The following is a 23,724-nucleotide window of genomic DNA, read 5'->3' as shown; positions in this document are numbered from 1 at the left end:
GGCAGCCACTGATGATATGCCTGCATCATGGCATTCACTCAGTGGCTGATATCACAGTGTGTCAGTGCGATGTTAGTCCGCTAGCTTCTTGACATTAGCCTTAATCTTCTGGCTTCGTATCGAGTTGACCTGCTCGATATTATTATCCTTCTGGAACTGCTTGTACTTCTTGAGGATGCTGTCAAAATCAGATTGGCTTCCAGCACGAATCATACTGACCATGGTTGTTGACCAGTTTGTTTGAATTGCAGAAAGTGAACGAGCTTCTGCACTACCAGTGTCTGGCGCGATATTCTCAATTTTGAACTGTGGCGTTAAATATTGCTGTCCCCAATCCTGCATCTGCCAGATTGCATCAACGTAGGATGCTTTGTTCAGCGCTTTGTACCGATCATGACCGAAGAGCACAAATTCACCCATACGGTATTCCTTTTGCCACTTCTCAGTCTCGTTAAGTCGCACCTGATTGGCCTGTTCTGTCCAAGCAACGGTACCATCAGAATTTTTGGTATATGTCTGGCCTTCGATACCGAAATTCGTGAGCATCTGGCCATAATCACTTAAGAGATATTCGAATGCTTGAATGGCTTTAGCAGGATTCTTGGTCTGCTTAGTGATGTAGTTAATTGACCATCCACTGAGGCCTGACTGGCTAAGCGTAGGCTTGCGACCTTCAGTGCTACTAATAGCGTCAACTGCTTGATAGGCAGAGTTAGGATTTTTTGAAGCAAAGGTCTGCAGCTGCGTTCCAGTGGAGACGAAGTTCTGCATCATGATCGCACCATATTGCCCAGTTGACACCTTCTCCTTGAAGGTATCTGCATCATCAGCGAAACTGTCATCAGAAACGTTTCCGGCAGCATGTACTTCGCGGAAAGCCTCTAACCATTTGACATAGTCCGCATCAAGATCTCGATCGTAATACCCATCACTCTTGGTAGTAATAGGTACACCTAACATGTCTTGAACCGTAGATTGCAAAGAACTGTTGTTATCGGTGAAATCGTTGAAACCAAAGGGAGTGAGATTCGGGAACTTCTCTTTAATTGCCTGCATACCCTTCACGAAACCTTCCGGCGTGGTGAAGTCCTGTTTGCCAATGGCGCTCAATACATCCTTTCTGACAATGAAGGCACTCGTCGGGTGAATCATGCCTGACTTGTAGTCAGCGGATGTGTTGGAATACGAAGGATAGCCATACACTTTGCCGTCTTTAAGCCTGTACCAGTCCAGCGTTTCCTTCTTAGCTACCTTTGAAAAGTACGGATCATATTTTTTCGCCAACTGTTCCAGAGGTAATGCCCACTGATTGGCTGTTTGAGCTACTTTTGAAGTTGAATCAAAAGTGGTGATGATGTCCGGTAACTTTCCACTGGCAAAGTATGTATTGAGTTTGGTGTCATCACCAGTAACGAAGGTAATATCCAGATTAAGATCCTTCTTGATTTGTGCGGTAATCAAATCTTTGCCGAACGATTTGTTCCACCAGTCAGCGTTGACATACCAGGTAAGGGTGTTGTCCTTACTCTTATCACTTTTCCACGCTGGAGTACTCGCCGATACTTTATACGTTGGGTCAGGAAGCGAGGCCGTCGCATCTTTGGCATCTCCTGATCCGCAAGCTGCGAGTGCAGTCAACGACAGTACTGCAGAAACAGCAGCCGCCACAACTTTCCCAGCCTTGTTAATACTTCTCATATTATGAGCTCCTTTGCTCTATTGTTCATTCCCCTAGGCATTGCCAAACTGCTTACCCACATCGACTACTCGTGTTGAAATCTTGAGAACAGCAATTACTCATTTCTTAGCTGTTCCCAGCACCCCCTTCCGCTGCCGCTGAACAACATGGTTCAGCCTTTCACCGCACCAAGCATGGTCCCGCCGACGAAATACCGTTGAACGAATGGGTAGAGCACCAAAATTGGTGCAATGGTAATCATGATGGTCGCCAGTCGCACACCTCTCGAGGTGGTGTCGAGCACTATCTGACCAACATTGCCCATATCTGATGCAGCTTGCGAGCGCACAATGATGTCGTAGAGTCTCATCTGCAAGGGATAGAGATTCTCATTGGTGATATACAACTTGGTGGTCATAAAGTCATTCCACTGAGCAACGCCGTGGAAGAGCGCGATAGTTGCCAATGCAGGCTTCGACAACGGCAGAATCACTGAGCGGAAGATTCTCCATTCACTCGCACCATCGATTTTGGCTGATTCTTCAAGTGAGGCTGGAACCTGTCTGAAGAAGTTCATCAGGATAATCACGTCGTAGTAGCTAAAGAGTGCCGGAATGATATATACCCAGAAGGAATCCAACAATCCGAGTGACTTAATCAACAGATAAGTCGGAATCATACCGCCGCTGAAAAACATCGTGATGATACCCATTGCTGAATATAATTTGCGTCCCTTGAGGTATGCCTTGCTTAGCGGGTACGCGAAAATTGCGCAGAATAAGGTGTGGGCCACCACACCGATCGCAGTTTTCAAGACCGAGATTAACAACGCGCGCCACAACTGGTTATCTTGAAGCACCGAGCGATAGTTATCCAAAGACAATGCCTTTGGCCAAAACACGAAACCACCCTCACTGAGTGATTGGGTTGATGCAAAGGAAGAAATCACGATATTCCATACGGGAATCACAATAATCAGAGTAAATATCACCAAGAGCACAGTGTTCACGACGTTAAATGTCATCGATCCGTGTCGCAGCGATTTCCCTGCATGCATGGCCTGCGGATTATCCAATTGAACTTTAGTCGTTCGTTTCATTGCTTCCTCCTACAGAACCGACTGATTGTCATTAATCTTCTTGCTCACCACATTGGTGATAACGAGAAGAACAACCGAAACGATAGAAACACCCAACCCGACTGCTGTTGCATATGAGAAGTCTCCCTGAGTAAGACCTATTCGATAGACATAGGAGTTGATGACTTCTGATTTCGGTTGGTTCTGTGTATTCATCAAAATCAAGGTCTGATCGAGGTTTGAGCCAAACAGTGCTGAGATTGAAAGCACCATATTTAAAGTAATCATCGTTCCCAACTCAGGAATGGTGATATGCCATATACGTCGAATCTTTGAAGCTCCGTCCATCTCGGCCGCTTCATATAGGGATGGATCGATACCAGCCATAACTGCTAAGTACAGAATCGTTCCCCAGCCTGCTTCTTTCCATACATCTGATAGCGCCGCTATACCCCAGTATTTATCTGCGTCGAGTAAATAATTTGAAGAAGCATTAACACCCACAAAGTTCAAGATTTCATTGAGCAAGCCATTTGTTGATAACCAATTGATAAGCATGCCGCCAAGAATGATCCATGAGAAGAAATGAGGCAGATAGGTCAGTGTTTGCACAATGCGCTTGAACGGGCCCCATGGAACTTCATAAATCATCACCGCCAGTATTATTGGCAACACAAATCCCAGCGAAAGTTTGATTGCACTAATCCCAAGCGTGTTCCACACCGAATCCCAAAAATACTTATCGCTGAGAATAATACGGAAATTCTCCCAGCCAACCCACGGCGCTCCTGAGATCGTGTCCACAACGGTATAGTTCTTGAAAGCCAAAACAAGGCCATAAATCGGGATGAAATTGAAGATAATCATGAACACGATGCCTGGTGCGATCATTGCTTGCAACTGCCACTGATAGATGAACTGACTCCACCATTGACGAACTCGCGCCACTACACCAGCTTTACGATGCTTGGCATGCGGAGTGTCCTGTGCTGAGGCCTGCATGCATACCCCCTTCTGTAATGCTCTCCGGCAGTTTTCTGATGTCATCGGACACACACCGCGCTTCACTGCGGCAATATGCGTATCCTGTGCGACGGAGAACATGTATCAGCGGCTATGAGCTGCCGGCTACCGGTTCTTCGCTCGTCTATCCAATATCGTGGTCACGAACATGTTGAAAAGCTTTCATTCTTGATGCACCGACACCTCAGGCGGCATATCAAAACTGTTAACTTCGCATGTGGACTGTAATCGGAACGTCATCGTTCTGCTCTGTACGACCATAAATATACTGACTGGTCAGTTACAAGTCAAATCTCCTTATGGTCTCTGAATATTTTCCTTTAATTTCAACAGTTTATTGAGAATATACTGGCGTTTCGCGTGCTAATAAATTTGATTTTTTACTAACTCATGAGTAATCTAAATGCTGTCTGTATACGTATTGATAACCACAACTGGCGACGGAGACGGGCATGACTCGCATGGTCGCGGGTCATGAAACAATCACGTTATGCAATACAGGTGCAAGAGGCTCGCACCGTAAGACACACGCGTAACAGCGCAAACACACGCTCCAGGAAAGCACAGGGATAGCTATGACCGACCACGGTACAACAACACCTCAGTACCTTGATTCCCAAGCCAATATCGAGGTAAGAATCAGTGATCTGCTTTCACGCATGACCGTTGAAGAAAAGGTTGGACAGCTAATGCAGCTGGACGCCCAGCACGACTTAGCACACAACATACTCAACACCCATGTTGGCTCTATCCTCCATGCTTCGCCGCAAAACCTAGTTGAAGCAGCGGCATTGGTCAAGCAAACACGTCTACAGATACCACTCATCGTGGGGGAAGACTGCATTCATGGCTATTCATTCTGGCCAGGAGCGACTATATTCCCTACCCAACTCACCATGGCTGCATCATGGAACACCGAACTTCTTGAACGTGCAGCACGGATAACAGCTATTGAGGCCTCAGCGACCGGCGTACATTGGACCTTCTCCCCCGTACTGTGCATTGCCCGCGACCTACGATGGGGTCGAGTTGATGAAACATTTGGAGAAGACCCATTACTTATTGGCACGTTGGCCTCAGCAATGGTTCGTGGATATCAAGGCAACGGTCTAGATGACCCAAGCAGTATTTTGGCGACAGCCAAGCACTTCGCCGCTTACTCCGAAACACAAGGGGGAAGAGACGCTTCAGAGGCAGATATATCACACCGCAAGATGCGCTCTTGGTTCCTGCCTCCTTTTGAACGCGTTGCCAAAGCGGGTTGTAGTACTTTCATGCTGGGATATCAGAGCACTGATGGTATCCCCATCACTCTCAACAGGTGGCTACTCAACGACGTTCTCAGAGGAGAATGGGGCTACCAAGGCATGCTGGTTACCGATTGGGACAACGTCGGTCGAATGGTGTGGGAACAGAATATCCAGCCGGATTATATGCATGCGGCAGCAGCCGCAATCAAGGCCGGAAACGACATGATTATGAGCACTGCTGGATTCTACGAAGGTGCTCTCCAAGCCCTTAAACAAGGCATGATTGATGAATCTGAATTGGATGCTCCTGTTAGCCGCATCTTGCGTCTGAAATTCAAGCTTGGATTGTTTGAAAATCCTCGCATCCCTGATCAAGCTAGAATCACCAGAGATATTGGTACACCAGAGCACACTGCGGTAAATCTCGAAGCCGCACGAGCTTCACTCGTACTATTACGCAACAATGGCGCCTTGCCACTTATCCCGCAGCAACCCGAATCTCACACTCTCAATACTCCCACTACGGGGGCGAAAATCGATGAAAAACTACCACCGAAAACCATTGCTCTTGTAGGACCGCTGGCAGATGATCCAAACAATCAGCTTGGGGACTGGGCAGGAGGTTCTGGTCAAGTCGGTTGGATACATGAAGAGCCTCGTGAGACAGTGGTTACAGCACTTGACGGTTTACGCCAAGAAGTTCCAGATGATTGGAAGATACTGTATAGCAAAGGTGCTGATGTCTTAACCCTAGAAACTGACCCTGCGGGTGCATACTTCCCAGACGGGCAGCCAAGACCCCCTATTCAACAGGCCTGTCCACCAGATCCTGCGATGATTGACGAGGCAGTGGCGGCCAGTCAACAGGCAGATATCACTATCGCCGTGGTTGGCGATGTCATAGAACTTGTTGGAGAAGGAAGATCCACTGCCACACTAGAACTTTTTGGAGCTCAGAACGCTCTGTTAGAAGCTGTCAGTGCATCATGTAAACAACAGGGCAAGCCGCTGGTCATCGTGCTTATGGCTTCAAAGCCATTGATTCTGCCTCCCTGCTCAAAGGATGCAGCAGCAATCATCTGGGCAGGAAATCCTGGAATGCAGGGTGGTCGCGCACTAGCAGAACTGTTATTGGGAAACATTGAACCACAGGGCAGACTCCCCATATCATTTGCTAGGCACAGTGGACAACAACCGACCTACTACAATCAAATTCGTGGCCAACATGGCCTTCGCTATGCAGATCTTACACAAGAACCCGCATATTGTTTCGGTGAAGGCTTGTCATATTCAAAGGTTGAATATAGTGAGGCGCAACTAAGCGTCTTAGATGCCAATGGCAACATAGACGCGAGCCGCTCGCTTGATGATATTCATATCGATGACACCCTACGAGCTCAGGTACTGCTGCACAACACCGGCGAGCGTACAGCTTTCGAGACCGTACAACTCTATATCCATGATGTGGTGACTTCAGTCAGCTGGGCTGAAAAAGAACTCAAGGGTTTTACGCGCATCGCAGTGAATCCTGGAGAGCAGGTGCTGGCATTCATCGACCTCAACGTGTCAGATTGCACACTGGTTGATGCACAAGAACATCGTGTGGTCGAAAACGGCGATTTTGACATCCTCATTGGGTCATCATCGAAGAATTCAGACTGTCAAATGCTCAAATTCACGGTACGGTAACCCTAATATTCCAGTTGTGTAGTGATTTTCGCAGAAGCAGTTATTTTTTCTTAAGTAATTCCGCCATTTTCTGCGGCTGCTAGTCCTGGTACTTAAGAAAATCACTACACAAACGGATATAGCTAGTACTTGACTACTCGTTATCTACAGCGATGGCATCAATCTCAACAAGAGCACCCTTAGGGATCATGTTATTGCCAAAAGCTACACGTGCAGGTTTCACCGAGGCAATAAATACTTTCGCATATTCCTCATTTACCGCTGCAAAATCATCAACATCTTTTAGATAGATTGTGGCGCGCACGATATTTTCCATACCGCTACCGGCGGCATCGAGAATATTCTTGATATTCTTCAAGGCTTGAGTTGCCTGCTCGGCTGCAGACTTTCCAGCAAGTTCACCCGTTTGCGGATCTATACCAAGTTGACCTGAAACAAATACGAATCCATTCGCTTTTACAGCCTGGCTGTACGCTCCTAAAGCGGTTGGGGCATACGCGGTCGCGACTTCCTGAATGGTTGTGCTCATTGCAACTCCTCGGTTGAAAGTGATCTGCTGGATATGAAACTCAAGATACCGCCGTTTACACAGACCATCAAACCTGCATCATGCGATGCAGGTTTGATGTCATTGCTTAGCGCCTACGTAACGGCCGATAGTCCCAATCCTATCGCTGCAACGAGTAATTGAACATTGATTGTCTTATCCTACAGATCGCAACATCACCTCTTGGATAGCAGCCATAACCGAATCTGGAAGGTACGACCAACGTAAATCACCAGTTCGGCGTGGCCCACGATTCAAAGATTTCAACCCAGATAGGCATTGGACTCCTTCCGTCTCCACCATGGTCAAAACTTTCTCCTTGGTCAGATATGGCATTTGTGCGTCAAAAAGAATATCGAATACTTCGTCACGCACATGCTGCGAGCGCATATTGACACTATTGTGCTCAGTGTTTGAGAATGAGATTTCAACGTGTGATGATTGCTGCACTTGTTGAATACTTACACACACACTCGAAGTGGCATCATCATATGACAGATCACATGGAATCTCAGTCCCGTCCACCCAAACGCGAGCTCCTGTTTGCTCAACACCGCGTAGGATGATTTTCCAATCGCGGTAATTCGGTAAATATTGCAAGTTCTTGGTGCCTGGCAGGATGTTTAGCCTCGCCTCGTCGACAAGCCAATCGAAGGATATGGTGGTCTCAACAAGTCCAGCTTGTTCAGCAGCCGTATCGAAATCAGAGGAATCTGGGAATTTACCGGCATCTTCACGTAACACAAACTTTCCACTATCACCAGGGAACACCACCAATTCCAAACTTTCTGGATTCGATATATCGTTAATGCTCTGCACCCCCTCTTCGCATTTGGAGCTGACACTCTGCATCGGCACAATACTTCCCGCCTTAGCAAACACTGGAATACCCTCCAAAGGACGCCAGACCTGAATAGTACGACCGCTACTACTACTGGATACATACCGTCTGCCATCAAAGAAATCGAAATATTCTCCTTGCGGTAGCCACACGTCTGCATGACTTAATCGTGATTCCGTATCGATAGGCTCGGTGATAGGTGCCACAAGCAGCTGCGTACCAAAATAGAACTGATTTGGCACGTCATACGATTCTTCATTGTCAGGATGCTGCCAATACATCGGTTCAACCAGCGGTGCGCCTTCGTATGCAGCGCGCCAATTCATCGTATATAGGTAGGGAATCAAACGATGTCTGAGTTTGAGCGCTTCATCCATAACCGATCTCACCTCGGCATGGAAATTCCACGGTTCTTTGGTATTAAATGATGAGGCAGAAGAATGCAAACGATTGATCGGACTAAAGGTACCAAGCTGATACCAGCGTGCTTCAAGCTCCTCATCCCGTGAGCCAAACATATGCCCGCCAATATCGTGGCTCCACCATCCATAGCCAATATTGCTCGCTGTGGATGTGAAATAAGGCTGGAATTTCAACGAATCCCAAGAAACCAGAGTGTCCCCTGAGAAACCAATCGGATACCGTTGAGAGCCAGGCCCAGCATAGCGAGAAAATGTGAGTGGCCAACGACCGTCGCGCCCGGAATCAAGATAGTGCAGATGGTTGAGCATCCACAGCGGATCCAAACCTCGCATGCGAGTCACACCGCCCTGCTGCCAATCTAACCACCAGAAATCTACCCCTTGGTGCTCCAAGTCATGATGGAGGTCAAAATACGTTTGCACAAAGCGAGGGCGAGTCAAATCAAAATCTACTGTTTGACCTGTGCTTGCATCCATTCCTAGGCTGTTCGCCGCTTTCTCGTAGCCATCCTCAAAGGCTCGAATACCGTCTCTTGGATGCACATTTAACGTTACTTTCATTCCACGTTGATGCAGAGAAGACAAGAAACGTTCAGGGTCTGGGAACAATTCACGATTCCATGTATATCCAGTCCAACCTGAGCCATATTGAGGATCCACATCGACAATATGCCAATCCATATCTATAACTGCAGTAGTAAACGGCAGCCCCTCCTTGACAAAGCGATCCATCAGAGCAGAGTATTCAGAAGCGTCATACTTATAGAAGCGGCTCCACCAATTGCCGAACACAAAACGCGGCAGCAGTGGGGTATGCCCTGTTAACTGATAAAAAGCCTGTATGGCTTCACTATATCGATGCCCGAAACCGAAAAAATACAAGTCTTGCTGCTGGTGAGCTCTTGGGAAAATCCAGGAACCATACGGGTTGTCTTCGCCCCCCACCTGTTTCGCTGGAGCCAGCACATTCGACGCTGAGTCATCAATAACAGCCCAACCATCTTTGGAGCACAAACCATCTTCTAGCGGTATTGCACCGTCTGCTTCATCCAAAGTGCGTGCAGTACCCTTGAGATTATTTCGAGGCTGCTCGCCATAGTGCCAAGTGTTGAATTGTGAATCAACTCCCTTGACCACGACACTCAAACCTTCTTTTGAGAATGGCTTGCCGTCATAAATCACATGCAGTGATTCAGTGTCGATGATAGTCAAATCGCCATGCTGTACAACGTGAAATTGCGGCGTCGCATCGAATGATCTATTCAGCACAATCTGTGTTGGCAGATCCTCAAAAATCCCCTCGTCAGACCATTCGAATCGCAATAATGACTCGGTGATGACGCCAATGCGCCAATGCTCGCCCTGAACAATTGCATCGGGGTTCATGCCAGCCTTTGTGCTGGGTGTGAAAGCCATTACGGCTTGGGATTCCTTCATACTCGTATCGTTCCTTTTGAATGGAGTTTCGTCATAATTCGACGGAATATCACTTTCCGCTACCGGAAGCTATACCTGCTATGAATTGCTTCTGGAAGATCATGTAAACAATGATCACCGGAATAATGGCTATAGATGTTGCTGCGAATAGCCCACCGTAGTCTGTGCCATATTGACCATTGAACATTTTCAACCCTACGGAGAGTAACTGTTTCTTATCGTCCGTAATCATCAAGAATGGCCAAAGGTAATCCTCCCAGTTCCACAAGAAGGTGAAAATAGCTAAGGCTGCAATGGTGTTGTGGCTTATTGGCAAGATGATGCGGTGGAAAATGCGTGAATCACTGGCACCATCCAACTTCGCTGCCTCGATGAGTTCATCTGAAATTCCGCCAATTGACTGCTTGAAAAGAAAGACACCAAAACCGCTTACTAGACCTGGCACAATGAGTGATTTATATGAGTCGAGCCACCCAAAATCTACCATCATCTCGTACTGAGGAATAATGGTGACAGCCCACGGGATCATCATGGTGCTCAGCACCACACCGAATAATACGTTGCGTCCGCGGAAGTGCATCTTGGAAAATACGTATCCCAACACAGCACTGGTATAGATAATAATGACCGTTTTCACAGTCGCCACGAAGAGTGAATTAGCAAATAAGCGCAGGAAGTCAAATTTTTGTTGGATGCCTGAGTAATTAGATAGTGTCGTAGGCGTAGGGAATATGGAACCGGTGATTTTGACAATATCGCTATTAGTTGCGAAGGATGAGATAAGCATCCATAAGAACGGGACGATGGTGATGAATGCCAAGGCAAACAACAGGATCGTCAGCAAAACTGAGGCTGCTTTTTTCATGATTGCTCCATATCTCCGGAAGCTCTGAACATCAGTATGGTCAGCACTCCGGTGATGGCGAATAGGATAACGCTCATAGCCGAGGCTGTACCGAAATCATATTTTTGGAATGCCTGATCGAAAATCAAATAGCTAATGGTGTAAGTCTGAGTGCCGGGTCCACCTTCAGTCATAACAAGAATCTGAACATAGGCCTGCACATACGTGATGAGCGAAGTAATCACGATAAACAGCGTCGTAGGTTTGAGCAAGGGAAGAGTAATACGCCAGAAAGTCTGCCATGAATTAGCGCCATCAATCTGTGCAGCCTCATAAACATCTCTGGGCAGGTTCATCAGCCCAGCAAGATACAGCACAGTGGCATAGCCAAAATCTTTCCAAATGGTCATGATAATAATTGCAGGCAATGCCCAATGAGAATCATTCAACCAATTGATATCTAGACCAGTGACCTTATTAATCATCCCAAATTGGGGATCGAACATCCACATCCACACAAAGGAAACCGCCACCAATGGGGTGATTGTTGGCATGTAAAAGAGTCCGCGCAGCGAATCTTTGGCTTTCACCAATCGAGAGCTCAACAGGAGTGCCAGTCCCAAACCTAGAATGATCCTGAACACAATCGAAAACACCGAAAAATATGCGGTATTCCACAGTGATTTCCAAAAGAGACCATCACTCAACACTGATTTGAAATTGTCCAAACCTACCCAGTTATACGTACCTACCAGCGGGTTCCATTCATGAAGACTTCCCGCGAAAGCCTTGTAGATTGGATAGACCATAAAGATACTGAAATATACGATTAATGCAGTGACTGCGATATTGCGCATATTAAAGATACGCTGCAATATAGTGTCATTCCCGTCCTTGATCCGACGCCGCTTCCCACGAACGCCAGGATCAACCTTTGATGCTGTCATTTCCGCCCATTTCCACACACTCGATTTCCTGCAATGTCACGACTTGTTTCAGGGTCTGCGCCTCCAATAGATACGCCTTCAACAGATATCCAGCTCCTCTTGAAGGCGCAGACCTTACTCACGTATTTCAGACTGCTGCTTATTGCTTTGCTGCCGCCTCGTCATAGAAGGCATACTTGCTCTCCAAGGATGTGAAACTGCCACTCTTCATATCCTTTTCGATCTGAGCTTGTGCGTCGCTCACAGCTTTCGAAATCGATGTTCCATTCTGGAACACATTTTGGAAGGCTTGCTTTGGACTGGTCTCCATAGTTGAAGGTGCCGGGCCTGGCCAGATAAGCCGGTCAATACGTGGCTTAATGGCAGCCATCACTGGATTGGACAAGATTGTTGCATCATCTTGCATGCTTTTCTTAGCTGGGAAGGAGTTCAACGCCTTAACTGCATAACGCTGATAGTCATCGTTGGCCAACATATACTTGATGAAATCCTGCGCAACCTTCTGTTGTTCTTCGCTTTGGTTCTTATTGATACCAGCAGTCGATTCACCGTTGTACCGGTCATAAGCGAACGGGGTTTCTTCGGTGAATGTCGGCGTAGGGAATACGCCATAATCTACGTCAGGATACTTTTCCTTCATGGTCCCTTCCATCCAACCCCAGCGATAGACCATAGCAGTTTGAGCATTGCCAAAACTCTGAGTGGCATCGTCACCAAAATTGGTTGCCCCAACTTTATCTTTGTCGTATAGGTCCTTCAAGAATTGAAGGTTCTCTTTGGTCACGGCATTGTCATAGTTGCCTTTGGTACCAGCCTTGTTGAACATCAATTCGCCCTTTTGATAGTTCAACCCCTGCCATAGTGCATCGTAAGTGCTGTCACCGTTGATATTGAAGCCTGCTTGCACCATCTTTGAACCATTGAATTTTGTAAGCTTCTTCGCCACAGCCACCAGCTGATCCCAGGTCTTGGGAATATCGCTGTCACTTAAGCCTGCTTCCTTCCACATGGTTTTGTTGTAATAAATATTGCCTGTGTTGATAACCGAATCGATGTATGCCACCTTGCCATCAACTTCATGGGTGTTGACGTTGGTGTAGTCAGCTTCCAAATCTTTAATCGGAATGTCATAGTTGGCGAGATATGGACGCAGCAGTGCATCTTGCGAGTTGTGAACATTGAACAACGCTGGGCCATTCTTACCCTTGAGTGCTAGTGGAAGCTTCGTCCAATAATCATCCCAAGTGACCGTAACCACGTTAATCTTGACATTCGGATAAATCTTCTCATAATCCTTAATCAAAGAGAACACAGGATCCGTGCTCTTATCACCCCATGTCCAGTAATCCACACTTATCGGCTTGCCATCATTGACTAAATGATTTGGATCGTATGTGACATTCTGTCCGAGAACTTTCAAGCCTTTATCGGTTTTTGTATCCGTAACCCCAGAGGATGTACCGGAACCTCCACCACAAGCTGCCAATGAAATAATGCTAAGCGTTGCAATGCATGCAGCGACACAGCGTTTTAGATTCATTTTCCCCTCACTTCGTTGTAAGTATTGAAGAACAACATAACTGTACAACTCTTGAGTTTGACTTGTCAAAATATTAATTGATGTAATTATTTACATTTTATGCAAAGCTTTGCAGTACGATATTCCTGTATTCATATTGAGGTCTTATGCTCGGTTCTGCGCCTTGTGGGATGGTTACATAGCAGCCTTCGTGAAGCAACGTGAATTCTTCAACTCGAAGGATAGGATTACTACAGCTTGTAGATAAGGAGATAGCGATGAGAGCCAGTATCAGTGACGTCGCGAAAAAATCAGGTGTTTCGGTAGCAACAGTATCGCGCTCCTTTACTCGACCAGAACTAGTTTCGCAGATCACCAGAGCGAAAGTGCTTAAAGCTGCGGAATCTCTCAATTTTGCGGTGTCCCGCGCACCCGGGACATTGAAATCAGGCCAATCGCTAAGAATCGCACTACTCATCGGCAGTGCCGATATTGAGTGGTTCACCGCTGGAATTATGTCTGGTCTCAATGCAGTACTGCGCAAAGAGGGATACGATCTTGTGCTCTATCCAATAGATAGCCTCGAAACACGTAAGGATTTTTTTACAGATCTCCCTCTACGCCGCAATGCAGATGCCGTCATAGTGTCTTCATTCGATATTCTGCCGGAAGAAGTTGCCAGACTAAAAACGATGAACATTCCCATTGTTGGTATTAATGTCTCTTCGCCATCAGGATTTAGTGCATCTGTGAGCATCGATGACAACACCGGCATTGGGCTGGCGGTCCGGCATCTATATACACTCGGTCACACCAATATTATGTATATTCTCGAGTCCTTCGGCTCCTCATTGAGTTTCAGTTCACAACACCGCGTAACCGGATTCATAAAAGCTTGTCAGGATCTTGGAATACAACACCGAGTGTTGCAGGTCGACGACGGCGACACTTGTATCAATGTTGCGATGACTGCGTTATTGGAACAGCAGCGCAAACCAACAGCATTATGCTTCCATCAAGATTCACTTGCTGTGCCTTTCCTATATCAGATGAGAAAGTATGGAATGGGTGTTCCATCTGACATATCAATTACAGGCTTTGATGACAGCACGTTCGCTGAGGAAGTCGGGTTAACCACAGTCCGTCAAGACCCAAAAGCTTTGGGAACCATTACTGCGGGGAAAACTTTGGCGCTAATTCGCGGGGAGCACATAGACAAAGCTCACGAAACTATCCCTGTCGAGCTGATGCTCAGACACACCACAGCACAGGCATAACACCGAGAGGCAATTACCAGCTATCGAGGAAAGCCCAATATTACAGCCTTAAGGATAGATAACTATGTGGGCTTAATGGGATTCGAACCCACGACCTTCTGCTCCGGAGGCAGACGCTCTATCCACTGAGCTACAAGCCCGTGCGCCAAACGCGCAACCCGACCATACTATGCCATTGCCCCGTCATTTGCACAAAGTAGCTAGCCAAAGAAGCTGATCTAACCCCATAGCTGCCAAGAATCATCAACCATGAACAGCGGCGGTGGTTCACACATCACCGCCAAACCCTACAATGGTGGCATGAGAGACGATCTGAGCGACTTCGAATACGAACGGCGATTCTTCTGCCATACTTTCCCTGCAGAGTTGGATGATGGAGATGCGCCGATTCTCATCGTTCAGAGCTATTACGTTCATCAAGATAATTTTGCACTCCGCGTGCGCTTACAAGCCCATAATGTGCGAGCAAACATGGATGAGCACACCGAAGCATTATCAACGCTCAAAAAATACCGCGACGCTTTCACGGATGCTTTTGTTACGGTGAAAGGTCCCGCTATTGGTGGCACTCGTTATGAGGCTGAGCGAGATATCGACCCTGATGTGGCCGTTGAGCTTGTGCTGAGAGGAGGCTCGCCAATTGTTAAAAACCGTTATAGTGCATGGCTCGGCGAAGACGGTTGGGATATCGATGTATTTGGAGCTCACAATGCCCCGCTGATTGTTGCGGAAGCAGAGCGCCGTGGACCAGTCACGGATTTAGTCATACCTGATTTCTGCGTCACCGAGATTACCGACGATATTCGTTTTTCCAACGACGGTCTTGCACAACGTCCCTACACTGAGTGGCGCGACAGTTACGAATACGAATTACTCGCTAACGGCCCACATTTTCTTGAAGGTTTTGGCACTAATCGCAGAGAACAGCACTAACGATACACAGTATTGAGTACGGCAAAGCTGCGCTATGTTGTGCGAGAAATACACCACATAGCGTGATTGTCACAAATCTTGGTCTTTCACCAGAATTTACAATACATATTGGCAATAAACGAGTCATCTACTTGGATATGACTGTACGTTGTTGGCACGATCACACCCAAGCACCATCATCAGTACATCAATGTCGCCAGCTGCTGTCTAGCAGATTTTAAGCGTGGATCTGTAGCTTCAGGGATCAAAAAGAATTCCAACAGACGTTGACGTACTACCTCCATCTGATCTCTATGTCCTGCTACATATTCAAGAAGTCTTCCAAAGGCATCACCAATCTGACCGCCTATCATATCAATATCAGCAACGGCTAGCTGTGCTTCAACATCGTCCGGATGCTCAGCTGCCTCTTGCCTCACAACACGTACATCAAGTGCAGCAGAGCGGGCAAGCAGCAGCGCCTTGACCCTCTCTCTAGCGGCTAACGTATCGGTAGGATCATCCTTAAGCACCTGCTCGTAAGCTGCTGCAGCACCTGCGAAATCCCCTTCTTCTGCGAGACGATGAGCTTGTTCATGCGCAGCAGGTAGCGCAGGCTCATTCGCAGCAGCTTCAGTGTCTTCGTCGGATTGCTGAATGTCTTGATAAGGAGCGCTTCCAGAAACTCCTGACTGTTGTGCCAAAGTAATCACTTGCGGTATCAGTTCATCGCTAAGCTGCTTGAGTTCCTCTTCTGAAGGCATGCCCTGCAACACTGGCATCGGCCTGCCACCAATTAGCGCAAACAACGCAGGAGCACCTTGGACGCGAAAAGCCTGTGCAATTTCAGGCTCAGTAGCAATATCAATTCGTGCGAGCTGAACTTTACCCTCTTGAGCATTAACCACGTCGCCCAGTGTTTGTGCCAGGGGGAATAACCGTTTATCCGTTGGAACCCAAAGCAACAGCAAAATTGGAAAAGTTGCGGAAGTCTGCATCAGCGCTTGGAAACCCGCTGAGCTGCTATCAATGACATACCCACCAGCAGCCGGGGCCCCACCTACTTCCCCTGGTTGGGCCTTCGCTTGATGTTTCAGCGATTCCAAATCGACTGCGCCTGCCAGAGATACCCCTGGTTGAAACTGCTGATTATTCGTTGCCATATAACCCTCCCGCATGCTTATGCACTTATGCTACGCATTCCTTAGCACCTTGTCTGTTAAAAAATGCCTCTGCTATACCCAACTGTACTGATCTGTACGGTAATAATCCCTTGGCAAAGAAGCTTCACTGAGCCTCAACGGTGATAGGCTGACGCTCTGCTCCAACAGCCTGAATCTTGGCATCGGAACCTGCTGATGGAATATACATCGCAATAACATTCACATAGCTGGCTTTAATAGTGCTAGTTGCCTTGGTGCTGCCAAATAGAGCTTTTTCTGCATCCGAAGCCGGAAGAGACTCACGTCCTTCACCAGCGGCTCTAGTCCAAACTGAGTTGATCTGAGCAACCACCAAATCACCACCGTCAGAAGAACGCATCACTTTGATGCCGTCGGCTTGAACGCTGAATGTCTGCTGTTGAGTACCGTTATTCGCAGCCATGCCCTCCTGCACAGTTTCAGTTAACTTGGCAAGATCTTGCCGGAAGTAATCAGCAGCGAACTGGTCAATATACTTGCTCGAGCTTCCGTTCTGCAACACGTCTGCGTAATGCTGCACTGCTTGTTCGGGCGTAGCTTCCAAACCGCTATCATCGGTCTGACCCATTTGAGAACCAATACTGGGCACTTGGAATTTAGGTAGCTGTGCCCCAGGGAAGAGTCGTGCAACACCCCACAACTTAAAGTTTTCCTGCGCGGAATTCTGATCGAGTACCAACAATCTTTTGGACTGCTGATCATCAGTCGTCGTGGTAATAGTAAACACTGAGCGAGGCCAGCCACTATCGGTTGGTATTACCGTTTGCATAATATCGCTAGGAATAGTGGTCTTTGCATCCAAAGTGCCCGTTGCCTTGGCAACTTTCAACTCGCTGGTTCTGATCTGAAGCTGCGGACCTGTAACCCTCGATTCCAATCCAGAGGAATCTTTTGCCGCATTTGCTTTATTCAAAACATCGAGAATCTTTTCCCGAATTTCTTTCTCTTGCTTCTGCGTAAGATCGGGGGCTTGTGAAGATGAAGTTGAGGTGGCAACTTGAGGGACTTGCCCTTCGCATGCTGCCAACGAGAAGGCCAAAGAGGAAGCTAGTACTGCGCAGCATATTGTTTTCATACTGTTGCTGATATTCATTGATCATCCTCCTCAGCTTGCCGTTCTGCTGCATCTGCATGGGTATCACTATTGTTCGCAGATGCTTCTGCCTGTGGTTCTACTCCGCTCGGAACAGCATCTTCTGCTGAGAGTCGAGCAAAGAACGAAGCCAGATCGTCGTTACTGATAACCGTGGTGTTATCTGTTGCAGAATCCGTTTGAGCGGTGTGTGCACGAAGTGCTCGGCGTGAAGTGCGATCATCGCGTTGTGTGCGACGACCAGTATGCTCAGCACGCCCATGGGTACTCGCGTCACCATCGTTGTGCTGGTCCCCTTCAACCTGCTCCACGCTTTCAACAGCCGTAGAAACCGATGGCAAGTGACGACGGCTATGAGCGTGCTGTTGGTCAGCGACCATATTTCTTGATCCTGCATCAATAATTTTTGGAGTCCCTAATGTTTCGCTGGCTTCGCTTGGCTCCACTTCAACACTCTGAGTATCTGGCGTTCTCTGCCTGCGATGCCTGGTGTCTTTCGGCTTTGGTGTAACTGCAGACCGTATGCTGCGCCCTATTGGTGAAAGCGTACCGGTGAAGGCTTGGAGCACGGTAATCTCAGGCTCCTTCTCCTCACGTTCTTCAACTTGACGTTTGCGTCTACGCTCCGGTTCCATTGCAAATACCGAAGCGGTTATCACGGCAAGAACAGCGAGCAAACCACCGGAGAAGTACAGCGGCATAGCAAAATTAGGTAAGTCAGTTCGCACCCAACTCATAGTCAGCTGCTGTGTTCCTTGCGATTGAGCATCTCGGGTAGAGCTGGCATCAGTGTCTGCTATCAACACGGTATTTGCGCTGGAATTGGTAATCCTCATACTTACCGAACCAGTAGCGCATTCGGTTCTAGTCCACATATCGGAATCCTGGAAGGCAACCGCATTTTCAGAGGATCCATCAGCCCCAGCGGAGCTCGTTCGTTTCGCTAATGTGCTCCAACTGTCAAGACCAGTGATACGAGCGTAACTACTTCCAGCCAACCAGCCAGAAACATCCTGCGCATAACCGAGTGCCATACAGACCATTGCCTGAGCATTAGACGTTCTCAAGGTCACATTCACGCTGTTGTCCACAAGGTTTAATACGCCAGGGTCTGTAGTTATATAGCGAGATGACACTTGTGTATTCGCAGAAATATTGCTGCTTGGCTTCCATACGGTTGCATTCATAATCCCCAACACAATGCATGCAACAGCCAGCAGTCCGAGCACAGGGGTAACTACGCCCCTCATCAGCCTGCTGCGACGCGAAGGTGCTCCCCGTGTAGAGTCTTCGATCTTTTCTTGTGCTTTTCCATCCATAACACCGCTATTCTACAGGTTCCCCAATCCCTTGGCTGAATATCAAAATCAGGACAAGGCATTAGAGTTAGCCAGTATGCGACATACACTTAGTAAACACAAGCTCGGCAAAGTACTCTCAGTGTGTTGTGCACTGACAATGAGCCTTGGTCTGGCGGCATGTGGGAGTAGTTCTAGCACCGCCTCGGACAGCTCTTCTGCAAGCAGTTCCTCCACTTCCTCCACTAGTTCCAGTGTCAAGCTCTCGAAGATGACAGGTGTGAGTGCCAAAGGTGAACTTGGCAAGAAGCCCACAGTAACTTTCTCCAAACCTTTTGATGTCCAAAACAACACCTATTCCATACTGCAAGAGGGCAATGGCGAAACTCTTGAAGATGGTGACCGTGTCTGCGCACAAAGCATCGCTATCAGCGCAGTCAATGGTTCTGAACTTGATTCCACTTGGACAAAAAATACGCCAGATTGCTCAATGGTGTTGAGCACCAGCTCAATGAACGCCGCGTATTACAACCTACTTAAAGGGCAAAAAATCAATACCACGATTGCCTTCGGTATCAAAGACACTTCTACTAGCACGGCGACCACTTCTTCCAATGCCACCACATATCTGATGGTTATGACCCTCGTTTCCAAAACAAAAGCGCTCACGCGGGCTGAGGGTACTACGGTAAAAGATATTCCATCCAATCTACCTAAGATTACGCTGGACAAAACGGGTAAGCCTTCTCTGAATATGAATGGGTACAAACCAGGCAGTGACCTTGTGGTCCAGACTCTTATAAAAGGCAATGGCGCAAAAGTTACTGATTCACAAACCGTTAGCGCGAACTACACCGGATGGTTGGCCAGCACTGGCAAGCAATTCGATTCTTCTTGGGACAACGGTACAGCGACAGACTTCAGCCTCAGCCAAGTCATATCTGGTTGGAAAAAGGGACTTGCGGGTCAAACTGTTGGTTCCCAAGTGCTGTTAATCATCCCGCCAAGTTTGGGGTATGGTACCGAAGCGCAATCCAGCATACCTGCGAATTCAACCTTGGTATTCGTGGTAGATATTCTGGCCGCGTACTAATCTCCCAGCACCAGCTGCGCACATACAACAAGTGTGCACACCCACAAGAAACATTGATGACTCAACGTTTAATTGTGGGTGTGCACACTTGTTGTATTTCTGGCTAATAGCCAGAACGATTCCTCTTATAACGTTTAAGCGTTGATAAACTCGGCAACCTTGTTAATCATGTCTGGACGAAAACCAGTCCAAGTGTCTTCACCAGCAACCACAACAGGTGCTTGGCGGTAACCGGCTGCACGGAACTCTTCGAGGGCTGCAGCATCTTGCGTCAAATCGACAATGTCATACTCCACACCCAGCTTATTGAACTGACGCTTGGTAGCATCGCACTGCGGGCAATGTGGCTTCGCAAAGACGGTTATCGACATCGTGATCACTCCCAAAAAACATTCGTGTAATTCTCGTGTTCTTGGAGATTACACTCGTGTAGTCTGAAAACCAAACCACTGCTTATTGTGGCGTGTTGAGCCTATCACCACTATATCTAGTGTCAGGGCCCAAATTCCTTGATATTTCAAGCAATTCCTACACCTGCATTCCTCAGCACCAATATCTGCCTCAACACAGATGTGATAAAGGCAACATTTCTCAGAATGTTCCACCCTCCACGGTTGTGTAGGGATTGCTAAGTAGCTAGACGGAAAATAGCTTACAGGAATGTTGCAATTCCAACCCTCCCAGCTAAGCCGCTCGCTGTGATAGTTGCGATAACACAGAAGATCCCTACACAAACGAATCTGCATCAGAAAATGCACGATTCTGTGCTGACTTCTATGCTGAAATCGCCAGAATTAGCGCCCAGTGAGAGCAATAAGATTAAAAAAGGGTCAGTTCGTCGCTGTGTTTGCCCTTCATATCCTCATAGTCAAGAATTAAACAGGAGAATCCTCTGTCCTCAGCCAGAGTTTTAGCCTGAGCTGTAATGGTTTGGGCAGCGAACACTCCGCGAACAGGTGATAGTAGTGGGTCTCGATTCAGCAACTCACAATAACGGGTCAATTGTTCCACCCCATCAATACCACCGTGTCTTTTGATTTCCACGGCCACGTGCTTCCCCTCAGCATCGACTGCCATGATATCCACTGGCCCGATTGCCGTCGGAAATTCTCGTCGTATTAGCGTCATTCCTGGTCCTAGACGCTCTATCTGCTGTGCTAGGAACCGTTGCAAATGATCTTCTACACCATCTTTTATCAACCCAGGATCAGCGCCAAGCTCGAAATATTCGTCACTAGCTATACTCATCAAACTCACCGTGAGTACATCATCAGATTTCGTGGCAGCCACCCGAATAATCTTCTCCGGTAAAGGCTCGAGTGCCGGTTCAGCATCCACCATGCTGTTCACCGCGTTGGTTGAGACATCATCTTCTGCACTCACGGTATCAAGAGAGTTTGTCTGCTCCTCGTTATTCGGTGAATATTCTCGCAGGGTACAAGGTGCAACCATCCAGTTGAGTGGTTTATATGAACCAAGTTCCGAAAAGATAAGACAACTTGAGTCCTCTTTGATAAGGAGAACTCGTCTGGCGAGAGGCAGTGATGCATTCAGACGCCCCGAATACACAGCAGTACAGTCAGCAACGATTATGCGCATACGTGACACCATAGCGCGGGGTCTGTCTTTGCTACAACTAGGACCATGCGAGGAGCCACGGAGATATACACAATGACGGGTGTTGAAACACCATAATATTCGCCAAATATGGCAATTATGGTGTTTCAACACCCGTCATCACATCTCGTGAGTTCTATGGCTGGTAGAAACTACAGAACTCTCAATACTTGTTAGGCTTGCTGACCACTCTTAAGCTGCGATCCACGTTCTACAGCGACCGTCAACTTATTTGAATCGAAAGCGATAAAACCATCGTTGACTTGGAAAACGTGTTGTGTACCTTCGGCTTCCGTCACAGTAACAACGCCTTCTCGAATAACGGTCAACACTGGTTCATGGTCAGGAAGTATGCCCATACCACCCTCAGAGGCTGGTATGGTCACGGATCTCGCAGTCCCTGACCATACTGGACGATCGGAGGCTACGATGTTTACCTGCATCGTGGACTTCTCTTCGCCGGCCATTATGCGTTATATTCCTTCTGCATATCGTGCCATTTCTTCTCTAGATCGTCGATTCCGCCGATTCCAGTGAAGGCCTGTTCTGGGACATCGTCATATACACCGTCGCAAATACGCGTAAATGCTTCGATGGTCTCGTCAGCAGCAACATATGAACCAGGACGACCGGTGAACTTTTCAGCCACATAGAAGTTCTGACCGAGGAACTGTTCAATACGACGGGCACGGTTGACAGTAGTTTTATCTTCTTCAGACAACTCGTCAATACCGATCAATGCGATGATGTCTTGAAGCTCCTTGTTGCGCTGCAGAATCGCTTTGACACGGTTCGCGCAGTCATAATGAGCTTGGCCAACATACCTAGGATCAAGAATTCGCGAGTTAGATGACAACGGGTCTACAGCTGGGTAAATACCCTTTGATGCAATATCTCGAGAAAGCTCAGTCGTAGCGTCCAAATGGGCGAAGGTCGTCGCGGGGGCAGGATCGGTGTAATCGTCAGCGGGCACATAAATAGCCTGAAGCGAGGTAATCGAATGTCCTCGTGTGGAGGTGATGCGCTCCTGAAGAGCACCCATCTCATCAGCAAGGTTGGGCTGATAACCCACTGCAGAAGGCATACGCCCAAGCAATGTGGAAACCTCAGAACCTGCCTGTGTGAATCGGAAGATATTGTCGATAAAGAGCAACACATCCTGATTCTGCACGTCGCGGAAGTACTCCGCCATCGTCAGTGCAGTCAGCGGCACGCGAAGTCGAGTCCCCGGGGGCTCATCCATCTGTCCGAAGACCAAGGCGGTCTTCTCGAGCACGCCAGCCTCGGCCATTTCGCCGATCAAATCATTACCCTCACGGGTGCGCTCACCAACGCCTGCGAACACAGATACACCACCGTGATTCTGTGCCACACGTTGAATCATTTCCTGAATCAACACGGTTTTGCCAACTCCGGCGCCACCGAACAGACCAATCTTGCCACCCTGCACATATGGGGTCAGCAAATCGATAACCTTGATGCCCGTTTCGAACATCTGGGTTTTGGACTCCAACTGATCGAATGCCGGTGGATTCCTGTGGATTGGCCAACGCTCGGAAACGGTGATCTGCTCATCATCCTTGGCGTTAAGTATGTGACCTGCAACGTCAAAAACGTGGCCTTTGGTCACATCTCCGACTGGAACCTCAATTGGCCCGCCCGTATTGGTGACAAGAGCACCACGGATTAAGCCATCAGTAGGCTTCAAAGCCACAGCTCTGACAATCGAGTCACCCAGATGCTGCTCCACCTCAAGGGTGATTTCATGCAGGGTTTCACCTTCGGTATTTCCTACCGAATTGATCTTGACAGTCAAGGCGTTGTAGATGTCCGGCAGATGACCCACCGGGAACTCAATGTCGATGACGGAGCCCTGGACGCGTGTAATACGACCCTGAGTCGGTTCTGCAACCTCGTCAGGTGCCGCTGTGGTCTGAGTGCTTTGCTCTTCAACCAT

20 protein-coding genes and 1 tRNA gene are annotated in these 23,724 nt (G+C 47.9%); 5 read left to right on the top strand and 16 right to left on the bottom strand.

Annotated elements, in window-relative coordinates:
* Positions 1 to 72: 72 nt before the first annotated feature.
* The 3 genes from LKI20_RS02780 to LKI20_RS02770 all read right to left on the bottom strand — a co-directional run bounded on the left by LKI20_RS02780 (position 73) and on the right by LKI20_RS02770 (position 3,758).
* On the bottom strand, positions 73 to 1,698 hold the full coding sequence (locus LKI20_RS02780) for a sugar ABC transporter substrate-binding protein (protein ID WP_291769567.1): 1,626 nt from the start codon (positions 1,696 to 1,698) through the stop codon (positions 73 to 75).
* A 152-nt stretch (positions 1,699 to 1,850) separates the two neighbouring features.
* Positions 1,851 to 2,777: a carbohydrate ABC transporter permease gene (locus LKI20_RS02775; RefSeq protein ID WP_291769564.1), complete on the bottom strand. Its 927-nt coding sequence runs from the start codon at positions 2,775 to 2,777 to the stop codon at positions 1,851 to 1,853.
* A gap of 9 nt (positions 2,778 to 2,786) precedes the next feature.
* Positions 2,787 to 3,758 carry an ABC transporter permease gene (locus LKI20_RS02770; RefSeq protein ID WP_291769561.1) on the bottom strand — a complete coding sequence of 324 codons (972 nt, stop codon included), beginning with the start codon at positions 3,756 to 3,758 and terminating at the stop codon, positions 2,787 to 2,789.
* Positions 3,759 to 4,354: 596 nt separating this feature from the next.
* Between LKI20_RS02770 and LKI20_RS02765 the strand changes: the two genes are divergently transcribed.
* Positions 4,355 to 6,718, top strand: coding sequence for a glycoside hydrolase family 3 N-terminal domain-containing protein (locus LKI20_RS02765; protein ID WP_291769558.1), 2,364 nt, complete (start codon positions 4,355 to 4,357; stop codon positions 6,716 to 6,718).
* Positions 6,719 to 6,851: 133 nt separating this feature from the next.
* On the opposite strand, the gene LKI20_RS02760 is transcribed toward LKI20_RS02765, so the two are convergent.
* Positions 6,852 to 7,247: a Rid family detoxifying hydrolase gene (locus LKI20_RS02760; protein WP_291769555.1), complete on the bottom strand. Its 396-nt coding sequence runs from the start codon at positions 7,245 to 7,247 to the stop codon at positions 6,852 to 6,854.
* Between the two features lie 33 nt (positions 7,248 to 7,280).
* Here LKI20_RS02760 and LKI20_RS02755 point away from each other — a divergent pair, with 33 nt between their 5' ends.
* Positions 7,281 to 7,409, top strand: a complete 129-nt coding sequence (locus tag LKI20_RS02755) for a hypothetical protein (protein WP_291769552.1) — start codon at positions 7,281 to 7,283, stop codon at positions 7,407 to 7,409.
* 12 nt (positions 7,410 to 7,421) lie between these two features.
* On the opposite strand, the gene LKI20_RS02750 is transcribed toward LKI20_RS02755, so the two are convergent.
* From LKI20_RS02750 to LKI20_RS02735, 4 genes are all read right to left on the bottom strand, one after another.
* A complete protein-coding gene (locus tag LKI20_RS02750; RefSeq protein ID WP_291769549.1) occupies positions 7,422 to 9,965 on the bottom strand; it encodes a glycoside hydrolase family 31 protein in 2,544 nt (847 codons plus the stop codon).
* Positions 9,966 to 10,014: 49 nt separating this feature from the next.
* Positions 10,015 to 10,830, bottom strand: a complete 816-nt coding sequence (locus tag LKI20_RS02745; RefSeq protein ID WP_291769546.1) for a carbohydrate ABC transporter permease — start codon at positions 10,828 to 10,830, stop codon at positions 10,015 to 10,017.
* Positions 10,827 to 11,666: a carbohydrate ABC transporter permease gene (locus tag LKI20_RS02740; protein WP_291773328.1), complete on the bottom strand. Its 840-nt coding sequence runs from the start codon at positions 11,664 to 11,666 to the stop codon at positions 10,827 to 10,829. Before LKI20_RS02740 ends, LKI20_RS02745 begins: the two co-directional genes overlap by 4 nt.
* A gap of 229 nt (positions 11,667 to 11,895) precedes the next feature.
* Positions 11,896 to 13,296, bottom strand: a complete 1,401-nt coding sequence (locus tag LKI20_RS02735; protein WP_291769542.1) for an extracellular solute-binding protein — start codon at positions 13,294 to 13,296, stop codon at positions 11,896 to 11,898.
* Between the two features lie 257 nt (positions 13,297 to 13,553).
* On the opposite strand from LKI20_RS02735, the gene LKI20_RS02730 reads away from it, so the two are divergent.
* Positions 13,554 to 14,552: a LacI family DNA-binding transcriptional regulator gene (locus LKI20_RS02730; protein WP_291769539.1), complete on the top strand. Its 999-nt coding sequence runs from the start codon at positions 13,554 to 13,556 to the stop codon at positions 14,550 to 14,552.
* Positions 14,553 to 14,619: 67 nt separating this feature from the next.
* On the opposite strand, the gene LKI20_RS02725 is transcribed toward LKI20_RS02730, so the two are convergent.
* A tRNA-Arg gene (locus LKI20_RS02725) sits at positions 14,620 to 14,692 on the bottom strand.
* Positions 14,693 to 14,852: 160 nt separating this feature from the next.
* Between LKI20_RS02725 and LKI20_RS02720 the strand changes: the two genes are divergently transcribed.
* Complete coding sequence (locus LKI20_RS02720) at positions 14,853 to 15,485, top strand: hypothetical protein (protein ID WP_291773326.1); 633 nt, start codon at positions 14,853 to 14,855, stop codon at positions 15,483 to 15,485.
* Between the two features lie 179 nt (positions 15,486 to 15,664).
* On the opposite strand, the gene LKI20_RS02715 is transcribed toward LKI20_RS02720, so the two are convergent.
* The 3 genes from LKI20_RS02715 to LKI20_RS02705 form a co-directional block, all read right to left on the bottom strand.
* On the bottom strand, positions 15,665 to 16,627 hold the full coding sequence (locus LKI20_RS02715; RefSeq protein WP_291769536.1) for a co-chaperone YbbN: 963 nt from the start codon (positions 16,625 to 16,627) through the stop codon (positions 15,665 to 15,667).
* A 124-nt stretch (positions 16,628 to 16,751) separates the two neighbouring features.
* On the bottom strand, positions 16,752 to 17,759 hold the full coding sequence (locus tag LKI20_RS02710) for a hypothetical protein (protein WP_434734901.1): 1,008 nt from the start codon (positions 17,757 to 17,759) through the stop codon (positions 16,752 to 16,754).
* Positions 17,756 to 19,078 (bottom strand): hypothetical protein, encoded by a 1,323-nt coding sequence (locus LKI20_RS02705; RefSeq protein ID WP_291769533.1) that lies wholly within the window; start codon positions 19,076 to 19,078, stop codon positions 17,756 to 17,758. Before LKI20_RS02705 ends, LKI20_RS02710 begins: the two co-directional genes overlap by 4 nt.
* A 76-nt stretch (positions 19,079 to 19,154) precedes the next feature.
* Between LKI20_RS02705 and LKI20_RS02700 the strand changes: the two genes are divergently transcribed.
* On the top strand, positions 19,155 to 20,150 hold the full coding sequence (locus LKI20_RS02700; RefSeq protein WP_291769530.1) for an FKBP-type peptidyl-prolyl cis-trans isomerase: 996 nt from the start codon (positions 19,155 to 19,157) through the stop codon (positions 20,148 to 20,150).
* 134 nt (positions 20,151 to 20,284) lie between these two features.
* Here LKI20_RS02700 and LKI20_RS02695 read toward each other — a convergent pair whose 3' ends face one another.
* The 4 genes from LKI20_RS02695 to atpD all read right to left on the bottom strand — a co-directional run bounded on the left by LKI20_RS02695 (position 20,285) and on the right by atpD (position 23,724).
* A complete protein-coding gene (locus LKI20_RS02695; protein WP_291769527.1) occupies positions 20,285 to 20,521 on the bottom strand; it encodes a glutaredoxin family protein in 237 nt (78 codons plus the stop codon).
* Between the two features lie 448 nt (positions 20,522 to 20,969).
* Entirely contained in the window at positions 20,970 to 21,749 is a 780-nt protein-coding gene (nucS, locus tag LKI20_RS02690) for an endonuclease NucS (protein WP_291769524.1), read from the bottom strand.
* A 191-nt stretch (positions 21,750 to 21,940) separates the two neighbouring features.
* On the bottom strand, positions 21,941 to 22,234 hold the full coding sequence (locus LKI20_RS02685) for a F0F1 ATP synthase subunit epsilon (RefSeq protein WP_291769521.1): 294 nt from the start codon (positions 22,232 to 22,234) through the stop codon (positions 21,941 to 21,943).
* A complete protein-coding gene (gene atpD, locus LKI20_RS02680; RefSeq protein WP_291769518.1) occupies positions 22,234 to 23,724 on the bottom strand; it encodes a F0F1 ATP synthase subunit beta in 1,491 nt (496 codons plus the stop codon). Before atpD ends, LKI20_RS02685 begins: the two co-directional genes overlap by 1 nt.

Origin of the sequence: Bifidobacterium sp., assembly GCF_022647885.1 — a bacterium.
In the GTDB taxonomy this organism is placed as follows: Bacteria; Actinomycetota; Actinomycetes; order Actinomycetales; family Bifidobacteriaceae; genus Bombiscardovia.
Note: the sequence above shows the minus strand (reverse complement) of the source record. Positions and strands in the feature narration are given on the sequence as shown.